General features: G+C 63.5%; 10 protein-coding genes and 1 pseudogene. 4 read left to right on the forward strand and 7 right to left on the reverse strand.

Annotation, left to right across the window (positions count from 1 at the left end):
* Nucleotides 1-806: 806 nt before the first annotated feature.
* The 4 genes from EV655_RS17430 to EV655_RS17445 form a co-directional block, all read right to left on the reverse strand.
* Nucleotides 807-1,391 (reverse strand): HNH endonuclease, encoded by a 585-nt coding sequence (locus EV655_RS17430; RefSeq protein ID WP_132546636.1) that lies wholly within the window; start codon nucleotides 1,389-1,391, stop codon nucleotides 807-809.
* Between the two features lie 195 nt (nucleotides 1,392-1,586).
* Nucleotides 1,587-3,086, reverse strand: coding sequence for a tripartite tricarboxylate transporter permease (locus EV655_RS17435; RefSeq protein ID WP_132546637.1), 1,500 nt, complete (start codon nucleotides 3,084-3,086; stop codon nucleotides 1,587-1,589).
* Nucleotides 3,083-3,559, reverse strand: coding sequence for a tripartite tricarboxylate transporter TctB family protein (locus EV655_RS17440; RefSeq protein ID WP_132546638.1), 477 nt, complete (start codon nucleotides 3,557-3,559; stop codon nucleotides 3,083-3,085). Before EV655_RS17440 ends, EV655_RS17435 begins: the two co-directional genes overlap by 4 nt.
* Before the next feature lie 50 nt (nucleotides 3,560-3,609).
* A complete protein-coding gene (locus tag EV655_RS17445) occupies nucleotides 3,610-4,599 on the reverse strand; it encodes a tripartite tricarboxylate transporter substrate binding protein (RefSeq protein ID WP_243645132.1) in 990 nt (329 codons plus the stop codon).
* A gap of 258 nt (nucleotides 4,600-4,857) precedes the next feature.
* Here EV655_RS17445 and EV655_RS17450 point away from each other — a divergent pair, with 258 nt between their 5' ends.
* Both EV655_RS17450 and EV655_RS17455 read left to right on the forward strand, forming a co-directional pair.
* A complete protein-coding gene (locus EV655_RS17450; protein WP_132546639.1) occupies nucleotides 4,858-5,598 on the forward strand; it encodes an SDR family NAD(P)-dependent oxidoreductase in 741 nt (246 codons plus the stop codon).
* A gap of 95 nt (nucleotides 5,599-5,693) precedes the next feature.
* Nucleotides 5,694-6,293, forward strand: a complete 600-nt coding sequence (locus EV655_RS17455; protein ID WP_132546640.1) for a hypothetical protein — start codon at nucleotides 5,694-5,696, stop codon at nucleotides 6,291-6,293.
* Here EV655_RS17455 and EV655_RS17460 read toward each other — a convergent pair.
* Nucleotides 6,290-7,585, reverse strand: a complete 1,296-nt coding sequence (locus EV655_RS17460) for a 3-deoxy-D-manno-octulosonic acid transferase (protein ID WP_243645133.1) — start codon at nucleotides 7,583-7,585, stop codon at nucleotides 6,290-6,292. The two genes, EV655_RS17455 and EV655_RS17460, sit on opposite strands and share 4 nt — an antisense overlap.
* Before the next feature lie 297 nt (nucleotides 7,586-7,882).
* Here EV655_RS17460 and EV655_RS17465 point away from each other — a divergent pair.
* Nucleotides 7,883-8,233 (forward strand): annotated as a pseudogene (locus EV655_RS17465) (transposase); the annotation flags it as partial.
* A 510-nt stretch (nucleotides 8,234-8,743) separates the two neighbouring features.
* Nucleotides 8,744-9,853, forward strand: a complete 1,110-nt coding sequence (locus EV655_RS17475; RefSeq protein WP_243645134.1) for an integrase core domain-containing protein — start codon at nucleotides 8,744-8,746, stop codon at nucleotides 9,851-9,853.
* A gap of 136 nt (nucleotides 9,854-9,989) precedes the next feature.
* Here EV655_RS17475 and EV655_RS17480 read toward each other — a convergent pair whose 3' ends face one another.
* Both EV655_RS17480 and EV655_RS17485 read right to left on the reverse strand, forming a co-directional pair.
* Nucleotides 9,990-12,809, reverse strand: a complete 2,820-nt coding sequence (locus EV655_RS17480) for a DEAD/DEAH box helicase (RefSeq protein WP_132546641.1) — start codon at nucleotides 12,807-12,809, stop codon at nucleotides 9,990-9,992.
* Nucleotides 12,802-14,229 (reverse strand): hypothetical protein, encoded by a 1,428-nt coding sequence (locus tag EV655_RS17485; protein ID WP_165905394.1) that lies wholly within the window; start codon nucleotides 14,227-14,229, stop codon nucleotides 12,802-12,804. The genes EV655_RS17480 and EV655_RS17485 overlap by 8 nt, the downstream gene beginning before the upstream one ends.
* Nucleotides 14,230-14,284: the final 55 nt, after the last annotated feature.

Consider the following 14,284-nt stretch of genomic DNA (forward strand, 5'->3'; position numbering starts at 1 on the left):
TCAATGCCCTCGGCACCGCCGAGATCGTCCGCGTGGCCTGAACCGGAAGGGGCAAGGGGAAGTCATGCCTCAAGCCACCTTTATGCAACAACGCCGAGATTTTCCAAAGTCGGAGCCGCCCCGCCAACAAATGGCTGCTCCCAAGAAACGCGCACCTGAGTACCCGCCTGCAGCGAAAGTCGCCTTTCCTGAAGATATGGCCCGAAACAGGAAGACCCCAAAATTGCGGTGACGTAAGTCCGCTTTCGCGGCCTGTGTAATTTCCCACCGCACTGCAGCGAATTCACACTTTCCGCCCTTTGTTGCCTTCTGACTTCCGCAGCTCAATCGCAAGTACCTGACCCTCCGTCGCGCCGCAGCAAGGTGTCCCTGCATCCCATCTTGGTCTTCGCGGCGATGCAGGGCCCGCACCTCCCCTCGAACAAAGGGCACCAGTGACCGATGCAGCCACAGCGGCACGCCCGCAGGATCGCGGGAATGCAACCACTCGGACTGCCGGTCGCAGCAGCCTCAAAGCAGGGGGGTAAGCCGGCACAGTTGGTGCCTAGTGCCAACAACAGCGCGTGGGGCGTCGGTTTTCCGAACGGAACATGGACCGGCGTTCCATCGAACTCATCATCTCATTCGAAAGCCAAGAAGGTTTCTTGCACAGAGAAGGTCGAAACCGGGAGGGGACAAGAGCTCTCAGGGCCACGCAACCCCTTGTATTTGCGCGGGTGGTGAAATCGATGCTTCCATCAGGGAAGCAGAGCCGCCCGTTTGGTGGAAACTATCCTTCCCTCTACACCCGCGGCGGGGCCCGACGATCATGCGTCGAGTTCGGCATCCCAGTAGAGGAAGTCGAGCCAGGTCTCGTGCAGGTGGTTCGGTGGGAACTTTCGGCCGACATTGCGCAACTCTTCCGCCCCCGGGCGGCGGGGGGCGCGGCGCAGGCTCATCCCCGCCTGGCGCAGGCTCTTGGACCCCTTGTGCAGGTTGCAGCGCGAACAGGCGGCCACGACGTTTTCCCAGCTGGTGATACCGCCGCGGGCCCGCGGCACCACGTGATCGAAGGTCAGGTCGCCCCGCGTGCCGCAATACTGGCAGGTGAACTCGTCCCTCAGAAAAAGATTGAAGCGCGTGAAGGCCACGCGCTTCTGGGGTTTGACGTAATCCTTGAGCACCACGACCGAGGGTATTCGGATCTCGACCGAGGGGCTGCGCACGACCTCGTCATATTCGGCGACGATGTCGACGCGGTCGAGCACGGCCGCCTTGACCGCCTCCTGCCACGGCCAGAGCGACAGCGGGTAGTAGGACAGCGGGCGGTAATCGGCGTTCAGCACAAGCGCGGGATGGTGCTTCAGGCTGCCCGGCTCGCGGACGAAGCTGCTTCTGAAATCACCATCCATCTGAGACTCGGCCTCCGCCCCGTCTGCCTGACCCCGGCCGCGGAGCGGGACGCGCCCGCCCCTGCCTGAACTTGACTATATATGGCGTTTGCCGCCAAGCAAGCCCCGCAAGATGAAGTGGACCGCCGGGGTCTGGGTAACGCGTGCAGGTAACGGCGATGTGACGCCGTCCGCGCCCGGGGATCGGGCCCGGCCTCAGCCCCGCCGGGCGCGGCGCAGCCGCCGCCAGGCCGGCGTCCGGGCGAGGAGCATCACGACCAGCGCGAAGCTGAGGGCGCAGGAGATCGGGTGCGTCACGAAGTCCAGCAGGAACTGCCCCACATCCTCGCGCGCGCCGATCATCGCGCGGCGGTAGTTCGCGTCGATCATCGGGCCGAGGATCACGCCCAGGATGATCGGGGCGACCTGGAACCCGTACTTCTTGAGGAAATAGCCCAGCACGCCGAAGGCCAGCGTCCAGTAGATATGAACCGGGTTGTTCTGGATCGCGTAGGCGCCCACCGCCGACAGCACCACGATCAGCGGGATCAGGATCGCGCGGGGACATTCCACGATCCGCGTGAACACCCGGATGCCGGTCAGGCCGAAAACCAGCAGGAACAGGTTTGCCAGCGTCAGGTTGCCGACGATGAACCAGAACAGGTGCGGCGTCTCGGTCAGCAACAGCGGCCCGGGTTTCAGCCCGTGGATGAAGAGCGCGCCGATGACGATGGCGGTGACCGCATCGCCGGGGATGCCCAGCGTCAGCATCGGGATGAAGGCGCCACCCACCGCGGCGTTGTTCGCCGCCTCGGGCGCGATCAGCCCCTCCTTGGCGCCCTGGCCAAAGGGGGTCTCGGGGGTCTTCGTGCTGCGCCGCGCGTCGTCATAGGCCAGCAGCGCGGCGATATCCCCGCCCGTGCCCGGCAGCGCGCCGATCAGCGTGCCGATCCCCGAGGCGCGCAGGCCGACCTTGAGATAGCGCCGCACCTCGCCCCAGGCGGGCACAATGCGCGCGACCGCCTGCCGGACCGGCCGTGTATCCAGGCGTTCCAGCTGGATCAGCGCCTCGGCCACGCCGAAGAACCCGATCATCGCGACAACATAGGGGATGCCGCCCATCAGGTTGATCGAACCGTAGGTAAAGCGCGCCTCCGCGGTCATCGGGTCAAGCCCGACCATGCCGATCAGCACCCCCAGCGCCCCGGCAAACGCCCCCTTGGCAAAGCTCTCGCCCGACAGGGTGCCGACCAGCAGGATGCCGATGATCCCCAGCAGCATGTAGTCGCGCGAGGTAAAGCGGATCGCGATGTCCGAGATCAGCGGCGCGGCCAGCGCCAGCGCGGCCACCCCGATCAGCCCGCCGATCACCGACATGACGGTGGACAGCCCGATCGCCTCGCCCGCCAGCCCCTTCTTCGCCAGCGGATAGCCGTCGATGGCGGTGGCAATCGCACTGGGCGCGCCGGGGATGTTCAACAGGATCGCGGTGCGCGCCCCGCCATAGACCCCGCCCACATAGACGCCTGCGATCAGCGCCAGCGCGGAATTGACGTCCCATTTGAAGGTGAAGGAGATCAGGATCGACACCGCCATCGTGACCGACAGCCCCGGGATCGCGCCCACGTAGATGCCCGCCAGCGTCCCCAGCGCGGTCAGTATCAACAGCGAGGGGTCGAGCCAGGAAGTTGCGAAAAAGCCCAGCACCTCGGTCATGGCCAGAGCGTCCCGGTGGGCAGCACCACCTGAAAGACCAGCCGGAAGATCACCCAGACCGCGACAATGGCCGCCAGCGTCACCGCCCCGGCCGCAAGCGGCCCGCGCCGCCACAGGATCAACACCGCGGCGAACAGAAACGCTGTCGAGGCGACGAGAAAGCCCGCCCAGGGGATCGCCGCGCCATAGCCCGCCATCAATGCCGCAAAGACCACCAGGCGCGGCGAGAACAGGAAGCGGAGCGTTGCCCCCGGCCCCGCGCCGGGCGCCCTGCGCCGCATCACCGCGTCCCCGAGGATGAAGCCCGCGGCCACGACCATCACAGCGGCCGCCGTCATCGGCATCGCGCCCCCCGTGGTCAGCCCGGAAAAGCCCGAGATGCCATGGGCCTCGCGGAACGCGAACAGGGCAAGGCCCAGCAGCACAAGCGCGAACAGGATCTCGCCGGGCCGAAGGCCGGGGGACGGCGTCATGGCGTGCCTCCGCTCGGGGGCGCCCCGGCCCTGGGCCGGGGCGTCGGGCCTCAGGGGCGCGGGATGCCCAGTTCCTCGGGGCTGACCTTGGCCGCGCCGGTATCCTGCAACGCCCAGACCGTGACCTGTTGCCACTTTTTCAGGAAGGCGTCGGCCGCGTCGCCCGAGATGTTCATCATCACGTTGCCGCGGTTGGCCATCAGGTCCTGGAAGCCCGCATCCTCGGCGGCCACGGCATAGACCTCGACCAACCGGGCCTTGACATCCTCGGGCACCTCGTCGCGCACGAAGACGCCGTAGAACGGCCCCCAGGGCAGGAAGCGCGCCATGTCGGGCAAGGTGTCGGTGATCGGCGGCACGTCGGGCAGGATTGCCACCGGCTCGGGGTCGACGACCGCCAGCGCGCGCATCTTGCCCGCCTTGATCTGCTCGGCCGCGGCCGAGATGCCCGAAGGCATGAAATCGACCTCGCCGCCCAGCATCGCGGTCAGCCCAGGCCCCTCGCCGTCGAAGGGAATCGCCGTCACCTCGAAGGGGGCGGCATTGGCGACCAGCGCGCCCACGGTCGAGGGCAGCCCGCCCGGCCCGGTCGACCCCATCTTGACCTGCCCCGGGTTGGCCGCGATGTCGGCCAGAAGCTCGGCCAGCGTCTGGTATTTCGACTCCGTCGGCACCACGATCACCGCGACGCCGCGCCCCAGGATGTTGACCGGGTAGAATGCGTCATAGTCAAGCTGCGACACCCCCATCACGCCATGAAGCTGCGGGTTCTCGGCGCCGTAGAGCAGCGTATAGCCGTCCGCGGGCGCGGCATTGACGAAGGCGGTCGAGATCGCGCCCGCGCCGCCCGACTTGTTCAGCACCACGATGGGCTTGCCAAGCGCCGCTTCGGCGGCGGGGTTGACCGCGCGCGCCACCGTGTCGGTGGCCCCGCCCGCGCCCCACATCACCACGCCCAGCACCTCGCGCTCGGGATACTCGGCCAGCGCACCCGTCGCCAGCAGCGCCGCGGCCATGGCGGTTGTCAGGAATTTCCTCACGTCTGTCCTCCCTCGGATCCGGTCCTTGTCCTTGTTCCCGCATAGCAGGCCGATTCTCGGCCGCTTCGCAAGCCATGAACCGACCCGCTTCACGGTTCCCGCCCCCTGCCCCGCCCGGAGTGTGAGGCGCAAGGGGATGCCCGCGGCGATGCCCTGTTGCGCGGTTGGGGCATTCCGCTCTTGGATGGCGGCCGTAACGGCCCCGTCCGGGGCCCGCCCGGATCGCGCAGCGCCCGGACGAAAAGGAGGGGGGAACGGATGCAGTTTTCTGGAAAGCGCGTGCTGGTGACCGGCGCGTCGAGCGGGCTTGGCGCGCATTTCGCAGGCCTGTTCGCGCATCTCGGCGCCGAGGTGACGGCCGCCGCACGCCGGACCGCCGCGCTCGAGGCGCTTTGTGCCGGGATCGTGGCGGCGGGGGGCCGGGCACATCCCTGCCCGATGGACGTCACCCGGGCGGAGGACATCCCCGCGGCCTTCGCGGACGGGCCCTTCGACATCGTGATCAACAATGCCGGCCTGTCGCTGCCGGGTCCTGCGATCTGCTATCCCGAAGAGGAATGGGACCGCACGTTCGATACCAACCTCAAGGGCGCCTTCCTGGTCGCCCAGGCCGCCGGGCGCGCCTTGATCGAGGCCGGGCGCAGCGGGTCGATCGTCAACGTCGCCTCGATCCTCGGGCTGCGCGTCGCCGGGCATGTGGCGGCCTATGCGTCCTCCAAGGCGGCGCTGGTACAGTTGACCAAGAGCCTCGCGCTTGAATGGGCGCGGCACGGCATCCGCGTCAACGCGCTTTGCCCGGGCTATATCCAGACCCCTCTCAACACCGCCTTCTTCGGAACCGAGGAAGGCCGGGCGCTGATCCGCCGCATCCCGCAGCGCTGTCTCGGCCGGCCCGAGGATCTGGACGGCGCGGTGACGCTGTTCGCGGGGGATGCGGGGCGCTACATCACCGGCGCGGTGCTGGCCGTCGATGGCGGGCATCTCGTGTCCTCGCTGTGACAGGGCAAGCGCCAGCCGGCTGAGCACCCCGGGGGCTTGCCAAGTCACCGCGCCGGGTTCATTGTCTCGTGCCCCGATTGCTGCCCGAGTCCCCGATGACGCTGCGCACCCTGACCCTGCTGCTCCTGGCCTTCCTCGCGGGACTTGTCGTCTACTGGCTGGCCGGAGGCGCGCCGGGGTCGTTCGCCCAGGAGGACGGGCCGCTCGAGATCTGGTCGGCCTGCCTGTTGTTCCTCGCGGCGGCGAGTTCGCTGATCGTCATGCCGGTCCGGTTCTGGCCGCGCTATGCCTTCGTATTCTACGGGTTTTTCCAACTCGGCCTGCGCGAGTTGCCGTTCGATCCATGGATCTTCGACGAGCGTGTTCTGACCGCATCCTTCTACCGCGAGACCGGGGTTTCGGCCGCCGCGGTGGCGGGCGCGCTCTATGCCGCACTCGCGCTCTGGTCGGTCTTCGCGCTGTTCCGCTGGGGGGTGCCCGCATCGTGGCGCGCGCTGCGCGCCCGCAGCCGTTGGCTGGTCTATTTCGGCCTCGCGGGGGTCTCGGCCGTGATCGCTCAGGGCGCAGAGGAACTGATTGGGGTGATCCCCATGTCCCCGACCGTTGTCGGCGCGATGCATGTCGTCGAAGAGGGCCTGGAGGCGGTGTTCGCGCTGGCGCTGTTCCAGGCGCTCTACGTCGCCTGGCGCCGCTAGGCCACCCCACCCGGCCCCAGTTCTGCCCGTATCGCCGCGAGCGCCGCGCCTGTGGCCGAGGATCCGGATTCGAGCACGCCGCGTGCCGCCCGGGTGAGGGCCGCACGGGTGTCCGCATCGCTCAACCGGTGCAGCGCCACGGCGATCTCGTCGGCACTGCCCGCCGCCACCGCCCCTTCGACCCGGGCCAGCCGCGCGTAGATCCCCGCGAAGTTGAAGACATGCGGGCCGTGGATCACCACGCAGTCAAGCTGGGCGGGCTCGTATGGATTGTGTCCGCCCACCCGCGCCAGCGACCCGCCGACGAAAGCCACCGGGCAAAGCCGGTACCACAGCCCCATCTCGCCCAGCGTGTCCGCGACATAAATCTGCGTGTCCGCCCCGGGGTCCCCCCCCGCCGAGCGCAGCGCCACGCGCCAGCCCTGTGCGTCCAGCCTGCCGGCCAGCGCGGGCCCACGGTCGGGATGGCGGGGCGCGACGATCAGCAGCGGCGCGCCGTCCCCCCGGCCAAAGGCGCGGTCATGGGCGTCGACCAGCACCTCTTCCTCGCCCTCGTGGGTCGAGGCGGCCAGCCAGCGGCGCCGGTCGCCCAGCAGCGTGCGCAGGGCTGCCAGATCGTCAGGCCGCACCTCGGGCGGCGGCAACTCCTCCTTCAACGAGCCGGTCACCGTCAGCACCCCGTCCGCAACCCCGATCGCGCGCATCAGGTCGGCCGCCGGGGCCTCCTGCACGAGAATCGCGCGGAACGGCGACAAGAGCGCGCCTGCGGTCCGCGGCCAGCGCCGCCAGCGCGCCATCGTGCGATCCGAGATCCGCGCGTTGATCAACAGCATCGGAATACCGCGCCGGTCGGTCTCGACCAGAAGCCGCGGCCAAAGCTCGCTTTCGGTCCACACCGCGAGATCGGGGCGCCAGTGATCCAGGAACCGGCGCACCGCGGCGCGGCTGTCGAAGGGCGCGAACTGGTGCACCGCCCGCGCGGGCAGGATGTCCGCAAGCATCCGCGCCGAGGTGGCCGTGGTGCTGGTGACAAGGATCGAGAGACCGGGATCTTCGGCCAGCAGCCGCTGGATCAGCCCGATCAGCGACAGGCTTTCGCCGACGCTGGCCGCGTGGAACCAGACCAGCCGCCCGGACGGGCGCGGGCAAGACGCCTTGCCCTGCCGCTCGGCCAGCCGCCCGGGAATCTCCTTGCCGGCGGCCAGCCTTCGTTTCTGGTGCCAGCGAACCAGCGGGTCGGCCACCGCACTGAATGCGAGATAGGCCCGCAGGATCGGTGTGCTGGTGCGCATGTGCCCGGGCTCCTCGCCATCTGCCGCAGGATCGGCCCCTGCCCGGGGCCGACGCTACTGCGCCGGAGGGGCCGAGGTGAAGGCCCCAAGCCCGGTTTTCCCGGCGTGGCGCCACGCCGGGGGCCGGGCGCCACACCCGTTCGTCGTCTTGACCGCGATCAGCCGGGACAAACCGGCATTCGAAGAAGTCGCGGCTTGTGGCGATGCGGGGCAGCAGTTCGCCCGCGTCGCAGGCCTGCAGGATCCGCACCGCGCGGTCGGACATGCGCTGTGCAAGATCGGCATCGAAGGGCACCAGACGGAGCCTATGACACGCGCAGGTGCCACGACGCCGTCGTCGACCGCGGCACCGATCCTGTCATACCGCCACGCAAGAACGCCAAGCCTTGGAAGCCGTCGACGGCCGGCGCGATCGCCCGAAACGAGGCGCTGCGCGCATCGAAATACCTCGGCCGCGCCATCTGGCGAACGTGGAGCGGATACCACCGCCGAAGCCGCGCCGAGACGGAGATGCATTGCGTGAAGCTGCTAGGGCAGAGCCTCATGGCACGCGACTTCGATCGTCAGGTCGCCGAACTCCAGATCCGCGCCGCCGTGCTCAACCGCTACACCACGCTCGGCATACCTGTCACCGAGCCCGTGGGATAAGTGCGTCTGGGAAAGGGGAGGTCCGGGCTTCACCCTCTTTGCGCAACATGTGTAACCGCCCCGTGCGCAAGAGGTATCTTCGGAGCTGCTTTTTGGCGCGTCATCGGGTGCTGACATGTGTCCGGCCTCTGGTGCGGCCATCTTCATGCCGCGGGCCCGTATGGTGTCCGCAGGTCGGGTCCAGATCAAAGCCGCGTGCTCGCAAAGGCGCAGGGAAAGGCCGGAAAGATCGCAGAGGCGCTGGTGAAGACCGAATTGGTGATCCTCGACGAGCTGGGATCGGAGGGGATGGGTCTGAAATCGAACGTTCTCCACCCTCTAAGGTATTGTTTTAATTGACATGACTGATGATTTGAATCGCCACTTGTTTCAGTTGCGACTGGCAGCGAAACACGCGCAAAGGCGCCAACACATCCCACGTTCGGATTTTTCGCGGCCACAACCAGGCCCCAGCATTTTTGGCCTTCCTGAGCGGGGTGCCAAAATGTAAGCGAGGTCCATCACGCTGAAATGGCAGTAATTTTTTTAAGCGCCGTGGTGGAGCCTGGCAAGATGAATTCGACCTTCTCACTCCTTATCGTCTTCCTGACCCAGCTCTTCATGCCCCGGCACAACGCGCAGCTGAGGCTGCTCAAGGCCCAAATCCAGATCCTGCGGGCCCGCATCCCGACGCAGAGGATTATCCTGTCTCCGGAAGAGAAAGCCGAACTGCTGCGCATCGGAGCGGAGTGTGGGCATGATGTCGACGGGCTGCTGGAGGTCGCAAAGCCTGCGACATACAAGCGCTGGCTTGCCCAGATGCATGGTGGACGCCCCTTCAAGGCCGTGGGCAGGCCGCGCCTGACACAGGAGTTGCGCGACGTTGTCATTCGCATCGGGTCAGAAAACCTTCTCTGGGGCTACAAGCGGATCGCGGGGGAACTGAAAAAGCTGGGTCTCCACGCCGGCGCCAACTCGGTAAAGCGCATCCTGAATGAGGCAGGCATCCACCCGAGCCCTGAGAAGCGCAAGAAAAAGCCAGCCCTGCCATGGACCACCTTCGTCCGGGCACATATGGAAAGCATGGTCGCATGTGACTTCTTCACCAAGACCGTGCTCACCGCCCGTGGGCCATTGACAGCCTATGTGCTGATCTTCATCCACCTCGGCAGCCGCCGCGTGTATTGCAGTGCCCCGACCTATGCCCCGGACTCAGCATGGGTGACGCAGCAGGCACGCAACACGCTTATGTGGTGCTCCAAGCAGGGGATCGAGCCGAGCTTCCTCATCCGAGACGCCGACACCAAGTTCAGCGCCAGCTTCGATACAGTCTGGGCATCGGAAGGTGCCAGGGTCATCCAGATCCCGCACAGAGCACCGGACGCCAACGCCTTCGCCGAGTCCTTCATCGGTACCATCAAGCGCGAATGTCTGGATTTTTTCGTCTGCTTCAGCCGGTCGCAGCTCGACTACATCCTCCGCACTTGGGTGCGCCATTACAACACCGAGCGCCCGCATCGTGGAAGGGGTATCGGGAACAATGTGCTGCAAGTCGATTTCCGGCCAGTCGGTGATGGCCCGATCCGCCGCAACCGCCAACTTGGCGGCATTGTCACATCCTACACCCGCGACGCGGCGTGAGTGCTCTCTATCCTGCCGAGACTATGGCGCGCAAATACCACCGTGCCGCAATTGACTGCAGCGTGCTACAACGGACTGGAGCAAGGAAAGCTGCAAGTGCGGTTGGCCGCCTACGCGATTTTGTCGAACTTGGGTGCTACATTTCGGGGAACTGACGCCTTCTCTTCAGAGCTGCACCCAGGAACACTGACGACGGCATGCGGTCGGCTTCGGCCCAGCGCGAGACAAAACTTTCAATAGCCGGCGCAAAGGCCTTTGCAATCAACCGGTCCTCGTCTCCGGGCGTAGATGCCGGGACACTCTCCATTGGCCTCAGCAACAGTTCCGCGAACTCTTCGTGCGGCAGCTCCTTGGCACCGTCCTTGTTACCAGACAAAGCGATCAACTCTTCCTCTAGTAACTCGCCAGAAAGACCCTGCCAGCGAACCTGATGAACGGCGACCACGTCCTCGTGCTCTTCGGCTTCCGTTTGGGCCTCCGCGTACAGTCCGTCGAAAATCAGCCTATCGTTGGCCAGCTCTGAGAGATCACGCACAAAGCCGGCTTCGAAGTCCATAGGAACGAGCGACGGGTCAGCGATCGCCTTTGCGTGGTCGGCCGTGAGGCGCACAATGCTACGACGGCCGAACTCTGGCCAGCGACCGATATCCCCTTCGGCGAGCTCAATCTCAAGCGTCCTTCCGCCATGTATCTCGGCCCGCACATCGTATCCGGCAATTGGTGCCATCCCTTTCACAAAGCTGACCATATGCCGAAAGTCGAAGCCGCCCGAAACGCGCGTCTGATGAGCGGATGCGAATTGCAGAATATCGTCTTCGGCCGCCCGCGCCTTCTGTGCTTCGCGTATGGCTTCAGCGATCTCCTCCTCCGTCTGGTCCATCTTCATACTTGTCGCACGCTCGAGGATGCTTTCCATGTCGATGTAGGACATCAGCTCTCCGAGCACTTCCGCAGCAAAGGCATCCTTCATCTCGCCGGCAACGCTTGCCATGTCCTGTGCAATCGTACTGACACGATCCAACAACAAAGTGATGGCGCTGTTGTCGAAGCCATCATCCGACTGCAAATTGATAACTTGAACGCGACGCGTCTGACCATAACGGTACAAGCGGCCAATCCGTTGAACCAGACGTGCCGGGTTCCAGGGCAAATCGTAGTTCACCATGATATGACAGGCGTCTTGGAGGTTTAGGCCTTCGCCCCCTGCTTCAGTCGAAACCATGACCTGAGCCTCTCGACTGTTGAAGGCGCGGACATTCCTTATCTTTTCATCCAGCGACATCGAGCCGTTGATCGCGGCAACCTGGACCCCAGGACATGCGTGCGCAATCGCCTCTGCTAGGTAACTCTGAGTGGCCCTGTACTCAGTAAACACCAAAAGGTTTTGGTCCTGAGCTAGAAGCGGCGAAACCACGTCATTTAGAAATGTCTGCAGCTTCGCATCCGATAGCCGAGCCACGCGGATGAGTTTCAGAACGGCCTGAACCTCGCTTGCTTCATCGGCGAAAAAGGCGCCAACCTCACCGATGGGCCCAGTTTCCGCAAGGTTGTCGTCCCCTTCGAGTTGCTCGTCTGAAGGTATCACTAGTGCCGAAGCAGCATCGAAATCTTGCAGCCGCTCCAAGCGACGTTCTAGTGCTCGCTCGATTGCCGCCACGGAAGATGAAGCGAGTTTGCGATACGTCGTCATGACAAAGCCGATGGCTCGGCCGATCATTCTATCCTTCGCGTCGGCACTGGCGCGATACCCCTCGCTCAAATACCTCCGAAGTGCCTTGTCTGCAGTGCGCATTTCGGGCGATGGGATTACCATGTGGCGAAGCGTATCGTGACCGCGAAAAATCAGATTGCCTTCTGCATCCGTGACGCGGGTCTTCCGGTTGCGAATGATGATGTCCCCAACCACCTCTGGGTTCATTTCTAGCGTTCGGATTTCAGGCAGGAGGTCCGGTCGTACCAACTCCAATAGAGCCGCGAAACGACGGGTTTTACCTTGGTGCGGCGTTGCAGTAAGCAATAGAAGCGAATGGGTCCGGTCGCGAAGCTTGTGCGCGAGCGCGTAGCGTTCCGTCTGCTCACCCGTTTCGGACCGGCCGAGCCGATGCGCCTCGTCAAACACAATAACATCCCAGAAGCCAGCTTCGATGAGCCGCGCCAAATGCTCGTCGCGCTTCGCGAGATCGAGCGAGATTATGACATTCTCCCTCAGTCGCATCTCATCGGCGTATTCGGGGCGGAAGTCGCGTTGATAGATCTCGAAGGCACGTCCGAATTTGGCGCGCATCTCATCTTTCCACTGCTTAGTCAGCGACGAAGGGCAGACGATCAGAACGCGCCTGCAGCGGTTACGCTGCGAGAGGGCGTGAAGAATAAGACCAACTTCAATGGTCTTGCCAAGCCCAACATCGTCGGCGATCAGCCACCGCGCCTGAGGGGAAGTTACGACCTTCCGCGCCACATCAAGTTGATGCGGTAGAGGGTCGATGTCGAGACGACCGAATGCTCCGGTGTTCGCATTCCATATTTGAAGTGCCTTAGACAGCATTCGGAGCCGGAATCGCTCCGCATGGTCCATATGCTGGCCGGTTTGTCGCTTTGCGATCCGCAGCTCGACAGGCATCGCCTGCGCGAGGACACGCCAGTCCAACCACCTGGTTTCTCCAGTCTCTGCGAACTGAACGAGAACCTGCTCGAAACCTCCGAGCGAACGCGTTGCAAGTACAACTCCGGTCCCAAGGCTCAGTCCGCGACCTCGCGGTGGCTTGTGCTGTACTTGCTGTCCAGGCGCATATGCGGGCTTTAGGTCCGATAGCGCCACCCATGCGCGGTGATTGCCTGCCATAGCGAGTTGAGCCTCGTTCGGCTCGGCCTTTGGCCTCAGATCATGGATCACCCCGCGCGCGTCGTCTTCCAATTTCACCAGAGCGCCCTTTGATGGATACAGCGATCTATGCATCTTTGCCTGCCTCCTTTGCCTCGGCTTCCTCTTTTGCTGCTACCCGCTTGGAGTGTGGAAGTAATGATAGAAAGCCAATATCGCGGCGTCCATCTTTTGTTTCGAAACGCCAAAACTGACCTTCACTATCCTCGAGGCGGAAGGAACTGGACGGTTGAACGTCGATAGGCTCCTCGTAATACCAAGACTCACTATCAGCTAGTTCAATACTTTCGTAATCGAGACTAAGGAAAGCAGGATAGCTCCAGAACCGTGAGTCTATACGAACACCCTCGCCCGAATAATCTGGCTGCATCTGAAGCCATTCGTTTCGCCAATCGTCAAAAATCTTTCGCTCGGCCTCCACCCGGCCAACCCGATGAATCAATGCCAGCGCGAGTTTCCAAGAAAGAGCGCTGCGATAGCTCGATCGTTCTTCTGTTTCCCAAGCGCGCTGCATTCTGTTGAACTTCCGATGAGACCAGAGCCAAGGAGCTTCTCGCCAAAGACACTTCAGCTCGCATGCATCTTCCAGCTCTTCGAGGCTGTTTCCAGCTTGCACCAACCTTGAGAGAGCCCTGTAACTCGAAGAGAACGGGAACTCTTCCAAGACTGCTTTCAAACGACTTTGAAGCAGGGAACGTTGGTCAAGCTTCATGATGCGCATCTGGCTGACTAGCCTTGCGGCGTAATCGTCCAATAAGTGACCATCGGTGATGGTCTCTTCGTCAATAGATGGAAAAGGTAGATCTGGATCTTCCTCATATAGATCCAGATCCAAAAGGTCTTCCCATTGGGCGCTTTCAGCTTCGTTCTCGATCTCTCCTGATTCAAACTCCGGAAACTCATAAAAATCAGCAACTTCAAACGCATCACCATCGGTGCGAGCGCGTTCAATTTCCTCACTTACCTCATAGGAAAGCGCAGTCTCCCAGAGATCGTCGGCCTGTTCATCGAACACATCATTGTCGCCAATGAGTTCATCATATTCGTCATCCGCTTCAACAAGCCCGAGATCGGCACTCAATCTCGAAGAATCGGGATTTGGTGGAGCCAAGGCGGGATCCGGGTCCGGCTCATGGTTAGCCGACTCGTCATTCTGCGCTTCAAGCTCTGTGAATGCCTCGGCTGTCGACTGTTGATTCCCAGAAATGGAAACATCTGATTGTTTTGGCGCTTCGGAGCGCGAGTTGTGAGGAAAATCCTCAGCGAAAATCTGAGAATCGATAAGATGCAGATCTGGGTGAACGTTGTCTTCGATTGCCTCCAGGGCAGCGGCCGGCGGCTCGGCAAGCTCAGAGCCGGCCACAGCCTGTGAGGTGCCGGGCAAGTATTCGGCTTCGGGCACATCCCAATCGGACGGCGGGTTCAAATCGGGATGATTGGGCGTCTCCGGAGATACACCCAACTTGCGCCTCAGCTTAGAAAACAGGCTCTTCATCATTCAGCCGTTTTCGAAAAGGGCAGCGCGCGCAAAGTACTCACCTGTCGCATCT

This window comes from Rhodovulum euryhalinum, assembly GCF_004342445.1.
Lineage (GTDB): Bacteria > Pseudomonadota > Alphaproteobacteria > Rhodobacterales > Rhodobacteraceae > Rhodovulum > Rhodovulum euryhalinum.